The sequence below is a fragment of the Streptomyces sp. DSM 42067 genome (assembly GCF_055792885.1).
In genome coordinates this window covers 475,194-493,654 of sequence record NZ_CM147706.1, presented here as the reverse complement: position 1 = coordinate 493,654, position 18,461 = coordinate 475,194, and the positions used below count along the sequence as shown (strand labels likewise).

General features: G+C 69.1%; 17 protein-coding genes and 3 pseudogenes. 9 read left to right on the top strand and 11 right to left on the bottom strand.

Going from position 1 to position 18,461, the window contains the following annotated elements; all coding sequences use genetic code 11:
- Positions 1 to 2: 2 nt before the first annotated feature.
- Positions 3 to 1,076 (top strand): Ldh family oxidoreductase, encoded by a 1,074-nt coding sequence (locus tag ACSMXV_RS02610; protein ID WP_473176068.1) that lies wholly within the window; start codon positions 3 to 5, stop codon positions 1,074 to 1,076.
- A gap of 118 nt (positions 1,077 to 1,194) precedes the next feature.
- Here ACSMXV_RS02610 and ACSMXV_RS02605 read toward each other — a convergent pair whose 3' ends face one another.
- Positions 1,195 to 2,145, bottom strand: a complete 951-nt coding sequence (locus tag ACSMXV_RS02605; RefSeq protein WP_473179214.1) for an alpha/beta hydrolase fold domain-containing protein — start codon at positions 2,143 to 2,145, stop codon at positions 1,195 to 1,197.
- A gap of 222 nt (positions 2,146 to 2,367) precedes the next feature.
- On the opposite strand from ACSMXV_RS02605, the gene ACSMXV_RS02600 reads away from it, so the two are divergent.
- Complete coding sequence (locus ACSMXV_RS02600) at positions 2,368 to 3,207, top strand: siderophore-interacting protein (RefSeq protein ID WP_473179213.1); 840 nt, start codon at positions 2,368 to 2,370, stop codon at positions 3,205 to 3,207.
- A gap of 132 nt (positions 3,208 to 3,339) precedes the next feature.
- Here ACSMXV_RS02600 and ACSMXV_RS02595 read toward each other — a convergent pair whose 3' ends face one another.
- Positions 3,340 to 4,554, bottom strand: coding sequence for an MFS transporter (locus ACSMXV_RS02595; protein WP_473176067.1), 1,215 nt, complete (start codon positions 4,552 to 4,554; stop codon positions 3,340 to 3,342).
- Between the two features lie 479 nt (positions 4,555 to 5,033).
- On the opposite strand from ACSMXV_RS02595, the gene ACSMXV_RS02590 reads away from it, so the two are divergent.
- Positions 5,034 to 6,512: an MFS transporter gene (locus ACSMXV_RS02590; RefSeq protein ID WP_473176066.1), complete on the top strand. Its 1,479-nt coding sequence runs from the start codon at positions 5,034 to 5,036 to the stop codon at positions 6,510 to 6,512.
- Between the two features lie 93 nt (positions 6,513 to 6,605).
- Here ACSMXV_RS02590 and ACSMXV_RS02585 read toward each other — a convergent pair whose 3' ends face one another.
- Positions 6,606 to 6,959, bottom strand: coding sequence for an STAS domain-containing protein (locus ACSMXV_RS02585; protein WP_473176065.1), 354 nt, complete (start codon positions 6,957 to 6,959; stop codon positions 6,606 to 6,608).
- 70 nt (positions 6,960 to 7,029) lie between these two features.
- Between ACSMXV_RS02585 and ACSMXV_RS02580 the strand changes: the two genes are divergently transcribed.
- Together ACSMXV_RS02580 and ACSMXV_RS02575 are read left to right on the top strand one after the other, a co-directional pair.
- On the top strand, positions 7,030 to 7,317 hold the full coding sequence (locus tag ACSMXV_RS02580) for a DUF6461 domain-containing protein (RefSeq protein WP_473176064.1): 288 nt from the start codon (positions 7,030 to 7,032) through the stop codon (positions 7,315 to 7,317).
- A 79-nt stretch (positions 7,318 to 7,396) separates the two neighbouring features.
- Positions 7,397 to 8,107 (top strand): helix-turn-helix domain-containing protein, encoded by a 711-nt coding sequence (locus tag ACSMXV_RS02575; protein ID WP_473176063.1) that lies wholly within the window; start codon positions 7,397 to 7,399, stop codon positions 8,105 to 8,107.
- Here ACSMXV_RS02575 and ACSMXV_RS02570 read toward each other — a convergent pair.
- The 3 genes and pseudogenes from ACSMXV_RS02570 to ACSMXV_RS02560 form a co-directional block, all read right to left on the bottom strand.
- Positions 8,089 to 8,667, bottom strand: a complete 579-nt coding sequence (locus tag ACSMXV_RS02570; protein WP_473176062.1) for a dihydrofolate reductase family protein — start codon at positions 8,665 to 8,667, stop codon at positions 8,089 to 8,091. The two genes, ACSMXV_RS02575 and ACSMXV_RS02570, sit on opposite strands and share 19 nt — an antisense overlap.
- A 138-nt stretch (positions 8,668 to 8,805) precedes the next feature.
- The gene (locus tag ACSMXV_RS02565) at positions 8,806 to 9,090 is read right to left on the bottom strand and encodes a hypothetical protein (protein ID WP_473179253.1); all 285 of its coding nucleotides are present in this window, start codon (positions 9,088 to 9,090) and stop codon (positions 8,806 to 8,808) included.
- 70 nt (positions 9,091 to 9,160) lie between these two features.
- Positions 9,161 to 9,461: pseudogene (locus tag ACSMXV_RS02560) on the bottom strand (helix-turn-helix domain-containing protein); the annotation flags it as partial.
- A gap of 435 nt (positions 9,462 to 9,896) precedes the next feature.
- On the opposite strand from ACSMXV_RS02560, the gene ACSMXV_RS02555 reads away from it, so the two are divergent.
- Positions 9,897 to 11,522: a hypothetical protein gene (locus ACSMXV_RS02555; RefSeq protein ID WP_473176061.1), complete on the top strand. Its 1,626-nt coding sequence runs from the start codon at positions 9,897 to 9,899 to the stop codon at positions 11,520 to 11,522.
- A 296-nt stretch (positions 11,523 to 11,818) separates the two neighbouring features.
- Positions 11,819 to 12,565, top strand: coding sequence for a phosphotransferase family protein (locus ACSMXV_RS02550; RefSeq protein WP_473176060.1), 747 nt, complete (start codon positions 11,819 to 11,821; stop codon positions 12,563 to 12,565).
- Between the two features lie 79 nt (positions 12,566 to 12,644).
- On the opposite strand, the pseudogene ACSMXV_RS02545 reads toward ACSMXV_RS02550, so the two are convergent.
- The 3 genes and pseudogenes from ACSMXV_RS02545 to ACSMXV_RS02535 form a co-directional block, all read right to left on the bottom strand.
- A pseudogene (locus ACSMXV_RS02545) lies at positions 12,645 to 12,800 on the bottom strand (IS5/IS1182 family transposase); the annotation flags it as partial.
- Between the two features lie 314 nt (positions 12,801 to 13,114).
- Positions 13,115 to 13,494 (bottom strand): annotated as a pseudogene (locus tag ACSMXV_RS02540) (helix-turn-helix domain-containing protein); the annotation flags it as partial.
- Positions 13,495 to 13,968: 474 nt separating this feature from the next.
- Entirely contained in the window at positions 13,969 to 14,112 is a 144-nt protein-coding gene (locus ACSMXV_RS02535; protein WP_473176059.1) for a hypothetical protein, read from the bottom strand.
- Positions 14,113 to 14,624: 512 nt separating this feature from the next.
- On the opposite strand from ACSMXV_RS02535, the gene ACSMXV_RS02530 reads away from it, so the two are divergent.
- Positions 14,625 to 14,975 (top strand): hypothetical protein, encoded by a 351-nt coding sequence (locus ACSMXV_RS02530; protein WP_473176058.1) that lies wholly within the window; start codon positions 14,625 to 14,627, stop codon positions 14,973 to 14,975.
- A gap of 871 nt (positions 14,976 to 15,846) precedes the next feature.
- Here the strand turns inward: ACSMXV_RS02530 and ACSMXV_RS02525 are convergent.
- Positions 15,847 to 16,452, bottom strand: a complete 606-nt coding sequence (locus tag ACSMXV_RS02525; protein ID WP_473176057.1) for a CGNR zinc finger domain-containing protein — start codon at positions 16,450 to 16,452, stop codon at positions 15,847 to 15,849.
- Positions 16,453 to 16,503: 51 nt separating this feature from the next.
- Between ACSMXV_RS02525 and ACSMXV_RS02520 the strand changes: the two genes are divergently transcribed.
- Positions 16,504 to 17,400 carry a ketopantoate reductase family protein gene (locus ACSMXV_RS02520; RefSeq protein ID WP_473176056.1) on the top strand — a complete coding sequence of 299 codons (897 nt, stop codon included), beginning with the start codon at positions 16,504 to 16,506 and terminating at the stop codon, positions 17,398 to 17,400.
- Between the two features lie 79 nt (positions 17,401 to 17,479).
- Here ACSMXV_RS02520 and ACSMXV_RS02515 read toward each other — a convergent pair whose 3' ends face one another.
- Positions 17,480 to 18,016 (bottom strand): NUDIX hydrolase family protein, encoded by a 537-nt coding sequence (locus tag ACSMXV_RS02515; protein ID WP_473176055.1) that lies wholly within the window; start codon positions 18,014 to 18,016, stop codon positions 17,480 to 17,482.
- Positions 18,017 to 18,461: the final 445 nt, after the last annotated feature.

Below are 18,461 nucleotides of genomic sequence, written 5' to 3'. Positions count from 1 at the left end.
CCATGAGCAACACCCCGACCCCCAAGCCGGGCAAGGTCCTGGTCCCCGCCGAGGACCTGCGCACCTTCGCGGTCGCCCTCCTCGAGAAGGGGGGCCTCAGCCCCGAGCACGCCCGCACCACCGCCGACGTGTTCGTCTGGGCCGCGCTGCGCGGCGTCGAATCCCACGGCATCGCGCGTGTCCCCGCCTACCTCGACCTGCTGGCCAAGGGCGTCGCCAACGCCGGGGCCGAGATCAAGGTCGAGTCCAGCACGCCGGCCGCCGCCGTCCTGGACGCCGACCGCGCACCCGGCCCGGTGGCCCTCACCGCGGCCGCCGAGGAGGCCGTGACCCGGGCCAGGACCAGCGGCGTCGCCGCCGTGGGGGTACGCCGCACCGTCCACACCGGCGCCATCGGCTACTACGTGTCGAAGATCGCCGAGCAGGGCCTCGTCGGCATCGGCTACGTCGCCGGGATGCCCAACATGGGCTACACCGGAGTCAAGGGCGCCGCCGTGGCCACCAGCCCGCTCGCCATCGCGGTCCCCGCAGAGAGCCACGCGCCTCTCCTCCTGGACATGGCCACCGCCACCATCGCGCTGGGCAAGATCCGCCAGGCCAAGGCGAGCGGCACCCCGCTGCCCGAGGGCGCTGCCGCCACAGAGGACGGCACCCCCACTACCGACCCGGAGAACGCGGTCATGCCACTGCCGCTGGGCGGCGCCAAGGGGTCCGGTATGTCGCTCGCCTTCGAGCTGCTCACCAGCGTGCTCGTCGGTGCGCCGATCTTCTCCGCCTTCCACTCGGACGACCCCCAGGGCCGCAAGCACCGCCAGAACGCGCTGCTCATCGCACTCGACCCGGCCGCCTTCGGCGACGCGGACGGCTTCAACGCGGCCGTCGACACCACCCTGAGCACGCTCAAGGGGCTGCCGGCGGCGGACGGCGTGGGCGGCGTGTTCTACCCCGGCGAGCGCAGCGCCGCGGTGGCCGCGGAGCGCTCCGCGAAGGGGGTGCCGGTGGCACCGAAGGTGTGGCGCGATCTGACGGAGCGCGCCGAGGAGCTGGGCGTCGCGCTGCCGGAAGCTGCCGAATAGCCGAATACCGGAAGCTGCCGAATAGCCGAATAGGGGACAGCGGCTTCGGCAGTGACGGCTCCCGGCGGGAGGGATGGCCGGTCGCCCGGTGCGGCGGACGTGCCGGCCATCCGTGCCCTCAAAGGGCCTTGGGGGCTTGGGCGCCGGTCGCCCGTCGTATGTGGCGGGCGATCAGGGCATAGGTTTCCCGGGCCTTCTCGTCGTCCTTGGAGTCGTAGCCGTGGTCGGCTCCGCGCACGTCGTGGTGCTCGACGAGGGCGCCCGCCGCGCCCAGCCGCTCCGCGTAGCGCGTCGCCTCGGTCCTGAGCAGGTCGTACTCGGCCGTGATCACCACAGCCGGCGCGATGCCCTTCAGGTCGGCGGCGTCCGACGGATGGGCGGGCGAGACGAGCCGGTCGGCGCGCTCGCTCGGATCCGGCACGTACGACGTGTCGAAGACCTCCGCCATCCAGGGCCGCAGCATGGGCTTGGCGACGGTGGCCTGTTTCTCCTTGGCGCTGGTGACGAGGTCCAGCGGGGGATAGTGGAGCACCTGGAGCGCGATCGAAGGACCGCCCTGCTCCAACGCCTGGCGGGCCACGGCCGCCGCAAGCCCGCCGCCGGCGCTCTGCCCGCCCACGGTGAGCCGGCTGCCGTCCCAGCCGTGCTGTGCGCCCTGCTCGGCGACCCAGCGCACCACCTCGAAGGCCTGCCTGGGCGCGGCCGGGAACGGGTGCTGCGGCGCGACGACGTACTTCACGTTGACCACGACCACCCCCGCCTCGGCGGCGAGGAACCTGCAGAGCCCGTCGTCCATCTCCGGCATCGACATGACGTAGCCGCCGCCGTGGAAGTTGACGTGGACGGGCGGATTCGCCGCCCGGCCCGGGGGTGTGTACACCGTGACCGGGGCCGGTGCGACGGGCGTCGGGACCGTCAACGGGCGGGCCTGACGTGGGAATTCAGGGAATCGGGCGTACCAGGAGGCCGTCGAACCGGGCCCGCCGGAGCGTCGGCCCGCGAGCCCGGTGAGACTCTGCATCGTCTTGGCGGCGAAGGAGGCCACCGCCGGCCTGGCGAGGAGGGACATACGGCTCCGATCGGTGTAGGCCACGCCCGCACGTGACGGGCTCCCGCGCCACGGGACAGTACCTCCACGAGCGATCGCATCATCAAGTTTCCTGTCGATTGATGGCTGATCGTAACAACGCCGCGGTGAACGGATCGGGCTGTGCCGGACGGTGGAGGGGTGACAGAGCAGAGTGAAGTGCTAGTTTAGTGAGACTAAGTAAGGAATGGTGAGAGGGTCATGATGACAGGGCGACCGGCACGCAGGCCTCGGAAGCCGCACACCGCACGGGTTGTGCGCACCGAACGGCTGACCCCGCACATGCAACGCCTGGTGCTGGGCGGCGAGGAGCTCACCGCCTTCACAGCGGGCACCTGGACCGACCACTATGTGAAGCTGCTCATTCCGGCCGAGGGTGTGAGCTACCCGGAGCCGTTCGACCTGGAGACGATCCGCGCGGAGTTCCCGCGTGAGCAGTGGCCGGTGACGCGGACGTACACCGTGCGCGCCTGGGATGCCGAACTGCGTGAGCTGACGCTGGACTTCGTCATTCACGGCGACGAGGGCCTCGCCGGACCGTGGGCGGTGCGGGCGCAGCCAGGTGACGTGGTGCGGTTCATGGGTCCGGGTGGTGGCTACGCGCCGGACGCCGGCGCCGACTGGCATCTGCTGGCCGGAGACGAAAGCGCGCTGCCCGCGATCGCGGCTGCCCTCGAGGCGCTGCCCGAGGGCGCCGAGGTCCGCGCCTTCGTGGAAGTGGCGGGGCCCGAGGAGGAGCAGACCGTCGACTCCGATGCGGAGGTGGTGTGGCTCCACCGCGGGGGCCGGCCGGTGGGGGAGGCGCTGGTCGAGGCGGTGCGTGCCCTGGAGTTCCCTCCGGGCCGGGTGCACGCGTTCGTTCATGGAGAGGCCGGCTTCGTGAAGGAGCTGCGCCGGCTGCTGCGGATCGAGCGGGAGATCCCGCGCGAGGACCTGTCGGTCTCCGGCTACTGGCGGCGCGGCCACGACGAGGACGGCTGGCAGGTCGCCAAGCGGGAGTGGACCGCGGAGGTCGAGGCGGAGCAGGAGGCCGCGACCGCGTAAGGGCTGCTACGGGACGACGGCTGTCGGCGGTGCCGGGTACGCACCTCGCGTGCCCGGCACCGCCGTCTTCGAACCCGGGCAGGGGCTACGGCGGAGGCGCCGGGCCGCCGCGCCGGGCCCAGCAGCCCGCGATCACGCTCGATGGCGACGCAGGGCCGGCGTCGTGGCGGCCAGGGCCAGCATCGTGGCGATGACCAGCAGGCCGCCGCCTACGACAGCCGTACGCACTCCCAGGGCCGAAGCCGCAGTGCCATGGAGGACGTCAGCGAGGCGTGGGCCGCCTGCGACCACCACCGTGAACACCCCCTGCATGCGGCCGCGCATCTCGTCGGTGGCAGCCGACAACAGGATCGCTCCACGGAAGACCATGGAGATCATGTCGGCGATGCCGGCGGCGGCGAGGAACACCACCGCAATCCACAGGCTGGTGCTCAGTCCGAATCCTGTGATGGCCGCTCCCCAGGCCACCACTGCCGCGATGACCATCAGTCCGTGCCGGCGTGCGCGCGAGAACGTGCCCGACATCAGGCCGCCGACCACCGCACCGATCGGGATGGCCGCGAACAGCAGCCCGAGCGCGAGCCCTTCTCCGTACGGCGCGTACGTTTCTGCGGCGAGCTCGGGGAACAGTGCCCGAGGCATGCCGAAGACCATGGCGATGATGTCGGCGAGGAAGGACAGCAGCAGTACCTTGCGCTGCGCGATGTAACGGAAGCCTGCGATGATCTCGCGCCATCCCGCCCGCCCGGTCGCCGCTGTGGTCGCGGGCGGCAGCGCGGGGAGTTGCCAGACCGCCCACACGGTGACGCACAGGGCCAGGGCATCGATCAGATAGAGCTCGGCCAGGCCGATGACGGGGATCAGGGCACCGGCGAGCAGCGGTCCGGCCACCAACCCCGTCTGCATGACGGTCGATCCGAGCGCGTTCGCAGCGGCCAGTTCCTCCTTGGGAACCAAGCGGGCGATGGAGGCGTTGCGGGCGGGGGAGTTGAGGCCGAAGAATGCCTGCTGAAGAGCGAGCAGCACCATCAGCACCAGCACGGAGTTCAGACCTGTGACGGCCTGGACCCAGAAGAGCAGCGAGGTGACGGCTATACCGCCGTTGGTGAGCAGCAGCAGTTTGCGCCGGTCCATGCTGTCCGCGATCGCGCCGCCCCACAGCGCGAAAACCACCAACGGCACAAGCCCGGCGAGGCTCGCGTAGCCCACCCACGCCGATGAGCCCGTGATGTCGTAGATCTGCTTGGGTACTGCGACGGCGGTGAGCTGGCTGCCGACGGCGGTGACGATGGTCGAGGACCAGAGTCGGCGAAAGGCCGGGCGCCGCAGCGGCCGAGTGTCCATCATCCAACGGCGCCACCCGCGCCCGTGGGGTCTTGCCGGAGCTGCTGTCGTGGGGTGCGATGCCGTGCGGGCGTCGGCGCTGCTCTTGTCCGTACTGGCGTCAGCGGTACCGCCTGCGTCGGTGCTGCTCTTGTCCGTGCTGGCGTCAGCGGTACCGCCTGCGTCGGTGCTGCCGTCACCAGTACTGCCGTGATCGGTACTGCTGCTACTCGTATCCACATTCGTCCTGGCTGCTCGTTGCATCTTTCTGTTCAGGACTCACTATCTCTGACGTGTGGTGGCTGCTCTTCGCCCGCTCATCCCTGTTCGGCCGGTATGCCTGCGGTGTGCCGGGCGCCGAGACACAACAGTTAGCGCTTCCCCACGTTATCTCTATTGACGCTTGATCATCCTGCTGCGACCTTAGCAAGCGCTTACTTAAGTCGCTCCGTGGTGACCGGTCGACAGCCGGTCCCACAGGGCACTCGCGTCAAGGGGAATGCATGCGCGACCTACTTGGGTCGGGACGGCCCGTAGCCGCCTCCGTCGCCACCGCCGAACCACGTCCGGTCTTCAGCGGCCGCTACCAGCAGTTGTGGATGTTCCTGCTGCTCGGCTGGCTGATCAGCTACGCCGACCGGACGGTCACAGGCCCCGTCATCGCCTGGATGATCGAGAACAAGGCGGGGTTCATCGGCGACGCCGCCAACCCCGCCACCCTCGGCGGGCTCATCGGCTCGATGTTCTTCACGGGCTACATGCTCACCCAGTACGCCGGCGGACGGCTCGGAGACCGCTACGGCCACCGCGAGATGCTCGTCCTGTCCCTGGTGTGGGCGGGCGTCATGACCTTCGTCTCCGGTGTGGTCACCGGACTGGTCGCCTTCGTCGTCGCGCGCGTGCTCACCGGCCTCGGTGAGGGTGTCTTCTACTCGAACGACCGCACCCTCGTCATCGGCCACACTCCGCCCGCGCGGCGGACGATGGGCCTCGGCGTCGTCATCTCGGGACTGTCGATCGGCCTGACCGTCGGCGTCGTCGCCACCCCGTACCTGATCGACTGGGGCGGCTCGCTCGGCATGGGCGGGCGAGCCTGGAGCATGCCCCTCTACGTCCTGGGCATCGTCTCGCTGCTCGTGGCCGCGGCCACTTGGGCCTTCTTCCGGGCTCGCGGTGACCGGCCCCTTCGGCTCGGGCCTCCGCTGGTGCGGCTGCTCGCGTACTCGGTGCCGTCCGCCGTCGCCATCACCGGCCTGTTCCTGCTCACCGAGCGGCTCGGCTGGCCGGACTGGCTCACCGCCGTGGGCTCCGGCGTGCTGGCAGCCGCCATGATCGCTGTGGTGGTGCGCGAGATCGTTCGCACCGGTCGCTCCGGGGTGCTGCTCACCAAGAACATGTGGCTGCTCTACATCGCCTTCATCGCCGTGATGTGGAACCTGTGGTTCTTCTCCTTCTGGTCCGTACAGATCGTCAAGGAGAGCACGCACAGCACCCTCATCGCGGCCGCCCTGACCGCCGCGTTCAACGCCGGTGCCGGAATCATCGGCTTCCCGCTCGGCGGCTGGCTCGCCGACCGGCAGGTGCGGCGCGGCAAGGGCCGCAAGTCGCTCGCCATAGCCTGCGCCGTCGCACACACGCTGCTGGCGGTGGCATTCGGCCTCTCCCTGCTGGCCGGGCGCCCGTCGCTGTGGCTGCTCGGGCTGATCCTGTTCGTCTCCGGACTGTTCTTCAACGCCCTGCAGCCGATCGTCCACAGCATGCTCGGTGACCAGGTGCCCGACGAGCAGCGCGGCTCCGCCTTCGGTGTGTTCAACCTGGTCGCCGAGATCGGCGCGGTGGCCAGCCCGGTCGTCAGCGGCGTGATGCGCGACGCGACCGGCAGCTGGGCGCCGGGCGTGTTCACCGCCGCCGGGATCATGGCCGTCTCGGTGGTGCTGTACGCCCTGGTACGGGAGCGCGTGCCAGGCGGCGCCGCGGCCTGACCCCGCACGAACGCCAGTGAGCGAACTCCGGTCCGGCGGGCTTCTGCCCGCCGGACCGTCACTGCTCCTGTCGGTCACGGAGCGCGCGTGCGTTCAGGGCGCGGTCAGCGCGGCGTCGAGCGAGTCGTAGATGGGGAAGACGCCGTACAGACTGGTGAGGTCGAAGATCTTACGGACGGTCTGACTGGCGATCACGAGCCGCAACTCCCCGTCGTGTTCGCGGATGCGTTTGAGGATCCCGACGAACACGCCAAGGCCGGTCGAGTCGATGAAGGTCACCCGGCGCAGGTCGAGAATGATGCGGCGGCGGCCTTCGTCGATTCTGCTTACCACGTGATCGCGGATCTGCGGCACGGTGTACACGTCCACCTCGCCGTGGATCTCCACCACGGTCCAGTCGTTCTCGTCGCGGTGGCTGATCTGGAAATTCGGCTGCATGGCTGACATAACGGACATTATGTGGGCAAAGGTTTCGTCCCGTACCGCCCGGCGGGGGATCCACTGAGTAGCGGCGAGCGTGAATCCAGGTGTCACTGTGCCCGAGCGTGTCCGACACGATCTGGATCGCCGTACGCCACGCCGACGAATCAAGATCGCCCTCGCCGAGGAACACACCGGCGTGCGTATCACAGCCGATCTCCTCTCCCATGCCTCCTACGTCACTGGCTACGTGGGCCACAACGCCGGCGCGGGCGGCGAGAGCCCACGGCCGGCAACGCGCGGAGGCTTGGGACGGGGGCTCGGCGTCCTGTTCCCGCCCTCCTCGGACACCGTGCCGCAGGATCCGACCTTCTCGGGCGATTAGTACTCCAGCTGGTTTCGCGATCCATCCGGTGGGTTCGTCGGCCACGACGCGGTTGCCCGGCGCGACGTATCCTTCGCCCGTGGAACTGCGCTTCGAGACGCGCCCGTCGGACTCGCCGTGGGTCGGCACCGTGTGGACCTGCACGAGTGAGCAGGTCACGGCGATGACGTCCGTCGCAGGGGTGTGCTGGGGCCTGGTGTTCTGGGAGCAGGACGGCCGGGCGTATGCGGCCATCACCGGACCTGAGACCCGGACCGGCACGGCGCCGGTGCCGGAGGGCGCGACCTTCACGGGTATCGAGTTCGCCGTGGGCACCTCGTTGCGGGCGGTGCCCATGGCGGCGCTGGTCGACGGCGGTGTCGAGCTCCCCGACACCACGCGCCGGACGTTCCGGCTGGACGGCGCGCGCTGGGAGACGCCCAGCCCCGACGACGCCGAGGCCCTGGTCGAGCGTCTCGTCCGGGCCGGGATTGTGGTCCGTGATCCGCTCGTCGCCGAGGTGCTGCGGGGTCACCGCCCGGCCGTCTCGGGGCGTACGGTCGAACGCCGGTTCCGCGCCGCAACCGGGCTGACGCGGGGTGCCGTCCGGCAGATCGAGCGGGCCCGCACGGCGGCGGGGTTGCTGGCGGCCGGCGACCCGGCCGCCGACGTCGTCGCCAAGCTCGACTACTTCGACGAGCCGCACCTGGCCCGGGCACTGCGCTCCTACGTCGGACGCACCGCCAGGCAGCTGCGCGAGGGCGCCGGCGGCGCGATCGCCCTCGACCTGGATCAGCGCTTGACGTCGTAGACCAGCTTCAGGATCCCGTTCGAGTAGCTCTCCGATTCCCGCAGCGTCAGCATCTGCTTGTCGCGGTCGGCCCGGCCGAACACGCTCTTCCCGGCACCCAGCAGCACCGGGAAGAGGAGCAGGTTGTACTGGTCGATCAGGCCCGCGTCCGACAGCCGCCGGGCCAGCTCCGCGCTCCCGTGGATGAAGATGGCGCCGCCCTCGCCCTCCTTGAGCGCGGCGACGTCCTCCGTCGAGCGCAGGATGGTCGTCGGCCCCCACCCGTCGACGAGGGCATCGTCCGACAGCGTGGTCGACACCACATACTTGGGCAACTCCTTGTAGTCGGCGTGGTCCTTCGAGCCGGGCCAGACCGCCGCGAACGCCTCGTAACTGCGGCGGCCGAACATCAGCGCCGTCGTGTCGGCGAGCTCCTCGCCCTTCAGCGACCAGGCTTCTGGGACGAACTCGAGGTCCTTGACCACCCAGCCGCCGCTGCGGTGCTCCTCCCCCGGCCCGCCGCCGGGCGAGTCCACGACGCCGTCGAGCGACATGAAACCGGTGTAGACCAGGTCACGCATTGTGCTGTCTCCTCTTGATCGGGCGAGCTGCTGGGCCCACGCTAGATCGCGGCCGCAGCGGCCGTCTTGGACGGAAACGACAGCGGGTTCAAAAACGCGTACCGGAACGCCGCCGCGACCGGCCCGCCCTCGGGCACGTCATCGGCGCGCACGGCCACCCCGCGTCGGGTCGGCCGGGACGATGCGCAGCCGACCCCGGTCACCCGTGCCTCGCTGCTGTGCTTCGGGAAGGAGCAGCAGGTGCTGGGTGCGCCCGTTCGCCTGGAACTTCATCCTCCACTGCCGACCGTGTACGTCCACGGTGCCGGTGGTGTGCGTTCCGTTCGGTAGTTCCAGTGGGATCGGCGCGGACACAGCGAGCGTGACGCCGCTGATGGCGAGCATGGCCAGGCCGATGAGGAGACCTTGAGCCCGCCGCCCCATCGGCCTTCCTCCGGTCCCTGACGCGGCTGCGGGAAAGCGGAGGCATCCCAGCCGGATGCGCGCTCGGCGGAGCATCGGCCGGGCGGGCGACGGGCTCGAGCGCGACCAGCGGACCCAGCCGCTGAATGACCCGGCACACCGTGGAAGAAGCGACACCGAACAGCGGGCTGAGCTGCCGCATGGTCAGGTTCGTGCGGTGGTACACCGCGACCATCAGCACCCGCTCGGCCAACGGCAGCGACCACGGCCGGCCCCGCAAGGTGCCGTTCGCCCCGCTCCCGCACCACCTTCAACAGACATGCAAACTGCGCCACCTGTAGCCCGGTGAACGTCTCCACCCACACCCACTCAGCCCTTAAGACCACGGCCATGTCAAGGAGATGCCCAGCTCACAGCCTTGTGCAACACGCTTTAGAGGCACCGGCGGAACTGTCATGCTCAGGAGCCGAGTCTTTGACCACTCCGTACGTCAGAGCTGCTGCTGTACTTAGGCGGACTGCCCCGCCGTCCGTCAGGCACGGCCAGCAGGCCGCCGTCACCAGTGCTCCAGCAGCAGGCCGACCAACCCGTTACCGCAGCCATAGGCCATGCCGCTGACTAGGCTCATCACCGCAACCACCCGGAGCCGCCTAAGAAGGCGACACACCTGCTCCCTGCTTCCCATGAGCTTCCCTCCGTCGTCGTGTGTGCTTCTGAAGCGATGACATCAGCGCGCCCATTTGTTGCTCAACGGGGCACCTTCCCAGCACAGTTGTTGCCGCAGCAATCCGCAACAACATGGGGGGCAAGGGGACATGGGGCCAAGCATGGGAGGGCCGCCGCAGGGGCCGCGCGATCCGAATCCACCGGGCCCGGATGATCCGGACGAGCCGGGGCCTTCATCGCCGGCCAACGGACCGCAGGCGTTTCCCGAGCCCGCCGAATACTGGTTCTCGGACCCTTCGGACGACTTCCCGAGCCGCGATGACCAGTGGACCGCCCCGATCGAACTGGACCCGCTGGCCGCCGTGGGCCGTGTACCGGAAGCGGATCCTGACCCGGACGTAAACGGTGGACTGGATGGCCCCGATGGACCGGTCGACCCTAGCGGCCCCGGCCAGGGAGCGGATGGCCCGGAACGGGGGCCGGGCGGACGGCAGCCGAAGGAACCGAAGCGGCAGGATTTCCGCAGTGAGGAGGTCTACCAGCTCAAGCTCAAGATGTACGAACTGGTCCGGCCCCTCCGCCGGCAGGACCTGGCAGACGCCATGCACGTCAGTCCGGGAAGGCTCTCACGCTACTTCAGCGAGGACCGATTGCCGCCTTCTGCCATGTTCGAACTCCTGCTGGCCACCATCCAAGACCTGCATCCCGACCTTGCCCCGCAGCAAGTAGGCGAGCTGGACGTTCTGTACAAGGAGGCCCAGCAGGTGAAGCGACCACGAGAGGCGGAACACCAGCGCTTGGTCGGCGAGTTGGAACGGCACAGGACCGAGGCGGTCCGCCTGCGACAAGAGCATGCTCAAGCCCTGAAAAGGCTTGAGGTGCTCCGCAGCCAACTCGCCGGGCTGGAAGGCGCCACCGGCGGCGGCAGCGACTCCAGCGGCCAGACCACCACCAGCGGCGGCACCACCGACCGCGAGCCCGCAAGGGACGAGCTACGGGCACGCATTCGGGACTTGGAGAACCGGGTGGGCGAACTGGAGAAGGTGCTCCGCGCGGTCTACCGCGAGGTCTCCGTTCTGTACGAGCGCCTGCATGCCTGGTGGACCGGCGAACTGCAGCACATGCCTACCGAGCTGACCGGCCCGGCGGAGATGGGCAATCCCACGCTCGCGGCCTTGTGGCTGCGCCAGGCCGTGCATCCCACCGAGGTTGCACGACGGGCTGAGATCATTGCCAAGGACATGACCACGCCTGACGGTGTGGCGGAGACTGCCCGGCAGCTCAAGGAAAGCGGCCACGACGAGCTCAGCCAGCAGGTCATGGCCGAAGCGGGGGCGCTACGCCCCGCTCCCGAGGTCGTTGCGCTGCTCACCGAGGACTCCACCCCAGCCCGGGCGGACCTGTTGCGTGCCGTCGGTATCCGAAGCAGCCCCGCCGAGTTCCTCACCCTGCTGGCCTTGGTTCCGGACGGGCACCGGACAGCAACCGACCTGCTGAAGACGGCCGCAGACGAAAGGACGGTGCCGGATCTTGGGAAACTGGTGTCTGCCTGGCACGGCAACCTGGACAAGTTGCTGTCCCACGTGGCCGAGCGGACGGTCGAGGACCTCGCCGACCTGGTCATCCTGCTGCGTGAAGCCGACCGCGATCAGGACGCCGACCGCCTGCTTGAGCTCGCCGCCAGGCAGGGCACCTCTCCCAAGAGGGCCGCGCTCACCGCCCATATGCATGCAGCCGGACGCATCCACGACTATCGGAGAGTCCGCCGCGCTGCTGCCGATGGGTAAGACATCGTCCGCCGCCACGGCGACGCCACGGCGGGTGGCCCGCTGCACATGGGAGGACCACATCCAGGCTCCCAACACGTGATCTCAACTGCCCTGAAAACAAAGGGACATCGCAAAGTCCGGTCAGCAGGTGCCTCCCGTGGTGACTTAGGGCTCCCAACAAAAGTGGTGGGCTTGATCTGGTCAGCGGTCGGTGTCGCGCACGAGGCCGCCGGGTAGCGGGACGCGGTCAGCCGCGCAATCGCACGCGATGAACCCGGCGACGTCGACGATCATTCCCGGGATACTTGTCGCCCATGGATGAGGTCAAAGTCGTCGTCGCCCATTCCGAGCGCGCGACCCTGCGCGTCGGCGACGTGTTCCTGAAGGTGGACGCCGATCAGGCGCGCATCGACGTCGAGGTCGAGGCGATGGCCCTGGCGCCGGTCCCGACCCCGGAGGTCCTGTGGCGCAAGCCGCCCGTGCTCGCGATCGCCGCACTCCCTGGGACGACGCTCGGGCGTCTCGGCGGGCCGTCGACCGGGTCGCCGGCGGCGTGGGCCGCGGCGGGCGCCGCCATCCGGAAGCTGCACGAAGCGCCCCTGCCGCCCCTGCCGGGCCGGGCCGGCCGGAGCATCGTCGCGCTGGCGGCGGAACTCGACGACGAGTGCAAGCGGCTCGTGACGAACGGCGTCCTGCCCGCCGACCTGGTCACCCGCAACCGCCAGGTCGCCGAGGCCGCGCTCCGGCCGTGGACTCCGGCGTTCACGCACGGCGACCTGCAGATCGCGCACGTCTTCGTCGAAGGCGACGAGGTCACGGGCATCATCGACTGGTCCGAGGCGGGCCAGGGTGATGCCCTGTACGACCTCGCCACCTTCACGCTCGGACACGAGGAGCACCTCGACGACGTCATCGCCGGCTATGGCATCGACATCGACCTCGACGTGATCCACGCGTGGTGGTCGTTGCGAAGCCTGCTGGCAGTTCGATGGCTGATCGAGCACGGCTTCGACCCCTTCGCGCCGGGCTGTGAGGTCGACGTGCTGAGATCCCGGATGTGAGGCTGCGCGGGACCGACTGCTACGTATGCGTTCTGACGCATCGAGCAGGCCATCTCCTGGGGCGCATTGCCTGCCCTCACTACCGACAAAGTGCGGTGCGGAGTCGTCGCCAGCAGATGACGGCGCATCCGAGGGTGACGAACGCGTGGTGGATGTCGTCGCGGATCTCCCAGCGGATGCGCAGGCGGCGGAACCAGTGCAGCAGCGCGATCGCTCCTTCCACGACCCAGCGGTACACGAGGCTGACTGCCCGTGCGGACCTCGCTGGTAACGCGGCGCACCGACGCAGCACTGGGGCACCGCCGAGCGCTAGGCAGCTTCGGCTACGCGCCGAACAGCAGCAGGCGCGGTGTGGCGGGCTGATCGGGATCTCTTCGCAGAACCCCTTGATTCGGGGGCTTACGCGGCTGCTCGTCTCAGAGGCCCGACAGAACACCCCCAGCACTATCCCTGCTTGGCGTACTCCACGAATGCCGTCCAGGCGGTTCGCTGGACGGCCAGGATTCCCCGGTTGCGGGCCTTCGTGGCCCGAACCATTACGTGCGTCGGGCGGTAGTTCTTGGACTGTTGCGGCCACCGTGGGGTCGCGGGTGGGTACGAGGCTGCCGTCCACGATGAGGACGGTGCCCTTGCGGAACCGCTGGCGCGGCCGGAGCGCGAGCGTCGGACGGAGCTGGGCGATGATGCGGTCCGCGGCGGACTTCGAGATGCCGAAGAGCGGAACGAGCTGGCGAAGCGTCAAGTTCGTGTGCCAGTACACGGCGACCAGCAGTACGCGGTCCTACAGGGGCAGAGCCACGGTCGTCCCCGTCGCGCCGCGTCCGCACCCTCACGGCGTAGCGCGGTCACCAACTTCCCGAAACTGCGGGGCCAAGCCCGGTGTACGGGGCTATCCAGGTCGACTCCGACGCCGTGATCTCACCAGCCACACCAAGATCATGTTGTCCGTGACCGGCAGCTACGGGACAGCCATGGCGTGCAGGGCTCATCTCGGCGGCGATCCGGAGCGCCGCACCACACTCACCACCTCCGCACCATCTATGGCGGACGCTCGCTACCGACGGCGGCTATCGCGGTGGCCGCAACGAGTCAGGCGGAGCCTACTCATGGCGGCCCGGCTGTGTAGGCCTTCTCCGCCTTGACCAGCCTCACCCGGCGCCATGGCCCAATATGACCGACGACGCAACGACGGAGACCGCCACACCGCCGCTCGGCACAGACTCTTCAACCGGGTGATCGGCTGCCTCCAGCACTGCCTCACCACCCGCGGCAGCCCGACAGACGGGGCCCTCAGTCTGCCCGCCACCAGTCCAACAGACCGGAACAACCCGCCGGTTGAACTGGCGAGCCGTCACAATGCCGAGGCTCACGCACAGCGGCGCCACAATTCCGTGGCAGCCGACTCAGCCGGCCCGATGGCCGCTTGCCATGCGGGCCGCACGGAGTAGCGTCGCGCCGGCAAGGAAGATGGCCAGGGCTGCGGTCGGCAGCCCCAGCGGGCCGTGGTCGGCCGGACCGGCGACGGCCACGCCGAGTAGACCGAGCACGGAGGCGGGGTAGCCGACGGTGGTCGCGGTGGTGCGCAGCCTGGGTCGGCTGAGGGCCCCCGGCGTCCAGAGCCGGATTCAGCACCCGCGCCGACTCGGCCGCAGTCCGCAGCTTGTCTGGAAAGGCCCGCTGGGCGCGACCGCCAGCGCCCTGCCGACGGAGGCGTCCGAGTCGATGTCCAGGGGGCATCTTCGCGTCGCAGGAGGGCAGACATGCGGCCTCTACGGCCGACCGAGCCTCGCCGGCCATTGGCGCGGCATAAAACCCTCCTCAACCTGAGGTGATGGCCATACGGGACAGCCTCTTCCAAGCCATCCGCAAATGTACCTTCGCGCGTGAACATTTGGGTATGTGCCCGAATAGGCCGCCATATTTGGGCTGTTACCGGTGACGGTGTAACGCGGTCGCCTTTGCATGACGCAGAAGTAGGCAGAAGAGGGTCACCACCCAAGGCTGTCTCCGGCTCCATGGGCGACCCTGTCGACAGAACAACGCATCAGATCGGATTCTTGTGAGCACCGACCCGGTTTCCGGATACCAGACGTACGAGCAGCCTTCGGGGCCCGACCGCTCCGTGCGTAACCAGGCCGCTGCACGGAGGGCAGCCCTCGCGGTTTGCACGATCGCCGACATCGCGGCCGGTTGGCTGGGCTTGTGGATCCTGCTCTTCCTGCTCGACGCGAACCAAGGGAATGCATTCGTCGATTTCGTGCACGGAACGGCGGGCTGGCTGGCCGGATGGGCGCAGGACATTTTCACGATGGACACAGAAGGTCTACGCGTTGTCCTTAATTACGGTCTCCCCGCTGTCATGTATTTGCTGATCGGGCATGGGATCGCTGCCCGTCTCAACCAGGCCTGACGGCATTACGGGCACTCGCCCACGCCTGGCATAAACAGGTGGCGAGCACCTTCGTACTGCTGCCCGGTACGAGCAACGGCTGACGCCCGCCGAGCACGTTGCCCAGGCCACGGCGAGGGCAAGAAACATGACAGCGGAAGGACCGGAACTGTGACACGCACCCCCACCGGAAACGATCACCTGCCGATCTATGAGGACTTGGTACGCGAACGCGGAGACGTCGTAGCGGAAGCCCAGAGGGCAGCCGCACACACGCAGCACCAGGCAGCGGAACTGCTGAGCAGGCAGGATGCGGACCGGCCGGACCTGCCAACGCGACAACAGGGTCAGACCCGCTTCGGGTAGTTGGTCAGGAGTGCGGCGGAGCTCGCTCCGTCGCGGTTGACGCGGAGGCGGCGACGGCCTGGAGCTGGCGGGCCGTCTCGGCGGCGTCGCGCGGCCGGGTGTTTTTCGCCAGCAGCGGGTGGACGCGAGCGGCGCGAACTCCACCCGACGGACACCGACTCGGCCGCGGCTTCCGCCACGACCGGGGCGCCGCTCGTGGCGGTGTCAGGTGCGCGCAGGCCGGTCAACCGCACCACCGGACTGCCCGAGCCGATCACGCTCCGAGCCGACTCCGTCGTCCAGCCTGCCAACGGCGGCTCCACCGCCCATACCCGAACCGCGACAGCGCCCTGCGGCAGTGGCTGGGAGCATGGCGACAGCCAGGGTCGGGCTTCAGGCCGAGGAGTTGGGGCCAGTACCGCGCACGCAGGAAGAGGCCGTGACCTCGCCCGCCCGGTCACATGCTCAGCATCGGCGAAGGACAACAGTCTGGCCGGCCCGGCAGACCGGGCGCGGCGACGACCTGGCGCGAGCCACCGAACACGCCCTAGTGGCGCGGCCGGTTCCGTTGCCGTTGACGGTAGTTGGCGGCTCTCTCCTTGCCGCCGCAGGCCGTGCTGGAGCACCAGCGCCGCCTGCCCGGGCGGCTGAGGTCCACGAACAGCAGTGAGCACTCGTCGCTTTCGCATTCCCTGATGCGCTCGGCCTCCGCGGTGGTGAAGAGCTCGATGGCGTCCCGCGCCACGGTACTGAGCGCGGCTCCTTCGGCGCCGGCGACCGGTACGGCGAGGGTCGCGATTGTGCCCTGCATCCGGGGGACCAGCGGAGGCTCGGCCGCGGCTGCGTTGATGGTCTCCTCGTCCGCCGCGGCGGGAGACTCGCCCGCCATCAGCGCCTTGGCCGCCCGGTAGACGGCCTCACGCAGTGTGCGCGCCCTGACGAGGCCGGCCTCCGTGACCGGGACCGCATCGTCCAGAAGCCCGGCCTCGACGTACCAGCGCGCCAGGTCCGCGGGAGTGCGCAGGCGGTCGAAGCCGCCGTCGCGCCAGCGCGCTCCGACGGTGCCGGCGAAGGCCAGGCAGAGCCGTCCGGAGCGGAACCTGAACTCCAGGTCTGCCGCCGTCAGGTCGTCGAAGGTTGCGCGTTCGATCACGTCACGAGTATAACTCGTGACGAACGAAGAGCGTCGGAGGCAGGAGGAAATATGAGCACGTCAGGTCCCACCGTCGCGGTGCTCGGGCCCGGCGGTGTCGGGGGACTCGTAGGCGCACTCCTTGCCCGTGCAGGACACCGTGTGCTGTGCATCGCCGGTCAGGACACGGCGGATGCTCTGCGGCGGGACGGCCTCACGGTCTCCAGCGAGCGCTATGGCAAGTTCACCGTGCCGGTGGAGGCCGACACCGTCCTGCGCGAGCCGGTGGACGCATGCCTGATCACGGTCAAGGAGACGGCGCTTGCCTCGGCGCTGGACCGCGTCGGCAGAGAAGCCCTCGGCGGTGGCCTGGTCGTACCTCTGCTCAACGGCATCGAACACCTCGACCTGCTCCGTGAGCGCTATCCCGCCGAACAGGTGGTGGCCGCCACCATCCGTGTGGAGTCCACCCGCGTCGCACCAGGGCAGATCGAGCACACCAGCCCCTTCGCCTCCGTCGAGCTGGCCGGCCACACCGCGCTGCGCGACCGCCTTGACGTTTTTGCCGAGCAGTTGCGACGAGCGGGCCTCGATGTGGCCGTCCGCGACGACGAGACGGCGATGCTCTGGGACAAGCTCGTCTTCCTCGCGCCCTTCGCGCTCATGACCACACGTCACCGCACGGACGTCGGCACAGTACGCACCGAGCACCGGCAGGAGTTGCTCACCGTGATCCGCGAGATCACCGCTGTCGCCCGCGCGGCGGGCGCGCCTGCCGACGCCGACGCGGTCCTCGGTTTCTTCGACCGCGTACCCGCCACCATGAAGTCCTCCATGCAACGGGACGCCGAAGCCGACCGTTCGATCGAGCTGGACGCCATCGCCGGCGCCGTACTCCGCATCGCCAAGGCCCAAGACCTCCCCACTCCCACCACTGCCCGGCTCGTGGCCGACCTGACCGGCCAGTGAGATCGGAGAGGGCCACAGCGGTGCTGGTGTCCAGGCTCAGGTCCGGCCACCGTGCAGGAGGGCGGACCGGCGCCCTCTTTCAGGACAGGCAGCCGACGTGTGCGAGGGCCTGCTTGAGGAGGACTCCGTGCCCGCCGGGCATCTCATTCTGGACCAGCGGCGACGAGGCTTCCTGCGGGCTGAACCAGACCAGGTCGAGGGCGTCCTGCCGGGGGCGGCAGTCGCCGGCCACCGGGACGATGTAGGCGAGGGACACCGCGTGCTGGCGGGGATCGTGGAAAGGCGTGACCCCTTGGGTCGGGAAGTACTCGGCAACGGTGAAGGGCTGCAAGGAGGGCGGGACTTGAGGGAGCGCCACCGGGCCGAGGTCCTTCTCCAGATGGCGCAGCAGGGCATCCCGGACCCGCTCATGGTGCAGTACCCGCCCGGAGACCAGGGTGCGGCTGACCGTCCCGTCGGGCCCGATACGGAGCAGCAGTCCGATGCTGGTGACTTCGCCGCTGCCGTCGACTCGCACCGGCACGGCTTCGACGTAAAGGATCGGCATGCTTGCGCGCGCCTGTTCGAGTTCGTCGGGAGACAGCCAGCCGGGCATGGTTTCGGTCGTGTCAGACATTGGTTGATCGTACTTTCAGTGCCCGCTGTTTCGCGTCAGCGGCTCCCGTTTCGCGCGCGCCCGCTCCAGGTCGGTGACGATGAGCCCCTTGCGTGTCAGGACGGTTCAACGTGTCAGCGGTTGAGGGCGGCGAGGCGGGTGTCGGCGCGGTCGGGGGAGTAGAGGAAGTCGACGACCATCGCCGCGGCGCCGACGAGTCGCGCGCGTGTCCCCATCTGCGACTTTCGTCTACTGAAACCGCTCCACACCGCATCACAACATCACTTTTGTTCGTTGACAAGACAAAAGTTGTGGATACTCTCGTCATAACCGGTGGTTCCCCAACTCTTCGGAGCGCTTCGTGGAACGCGTCGTGCAGTTCAGCGGTCCCCGCCGTGCGGAGGCGGCCGAGCAGGCAGATGCCGAACTGCCCGCCGACGACCTGCCGTTACGTATCCACTCCTCA

Coding starts and splice junctions, on each gene's coding strand:
- ACSMXV_RS02520 (WP_473176056.1), top strand. CDS start 16,504: ATGAGCACGTCAGGTCCCACCGTCGCGGTGCTCGGGCCCGGCGGTGTC.
- ACSMXV_RS02585 (WP_473176065.1), bottom strand. CDS start 6,959: ATGTCAGCCATGCAGCCGAATTTCCAGATCAGCCACCGCGACGAGAAC.
- ACSMXV_RS02515 (WP_473176055.1), bottom strand. CDS start 18,016: ATGTCTGACACGACCGAAACCATGCCCGGCTGGCTGTCTCCCGACGAA.
- ACSMXV_RS02555 (WP_473176061.1), top strand. CDS start 9,897: ATGGGAGGGCCGCCGCAGGGGCCGCGCGATCCGAATCCACCGGGCCCG.
- ACSMXV_RS02600 (WP_473179213.1), top strand. CDS start 2,368: ATGACAGGGCGACCGGCACGCAGGCCTCGGAAGCCGCACACCGCACGG.
- ACSMXV_RS02570 (WP_473176062.1), bottom strand. CDS start 8,667: ATGCGTGACCTGGTCTACACCGGTTTCATGTCGCTCGACGGCGTCGTG.
- ACSMXV_RS02610 (WP_473176068.1), top strand. CDS start 3: ATGAGCAACACCCCGACCCCCAAGCCGGGCAAGGTCCTGGTCCCCGCC.
- ACSMXV_RS02550 (WP_473176060.1), top strand. CDS start 11,819: ATGGATGAGGTCAAAGTCGTCGTCGCCCATTCCGAGCGCGCGACCCTG.
- ACSMXV_RS02565 (WP_473179253.1), bottom strand. CDS start 9,090: ATGGGGCGGCGGGCTCAAGGTCTCCTCATCGGCCTGGCCATGCTCGCC.
- ACSMXV_RS02605 (WP_473179214.1), bottom strand. CDS start 2,145: ATGTCCCTCCTCGCCAGGCCGGCGGTGGCCTCCTTCGCCGCCAAGACG.
- ACSMXV_RS02595 (WP_473176067.1), bottom strand. CDS start 4,554: ATGATGGACACTCGGCCGCTGCGGCGCCCGGCCTTTCGCCGACTCTGG.
- ACSMXV_RS02590 (WP_473176066.1), top strand. CDS start 5,034: ATGCGCGACCTACTTGGGTCGGGACGGCCCGTAGCCGCCTCCGTCGCC.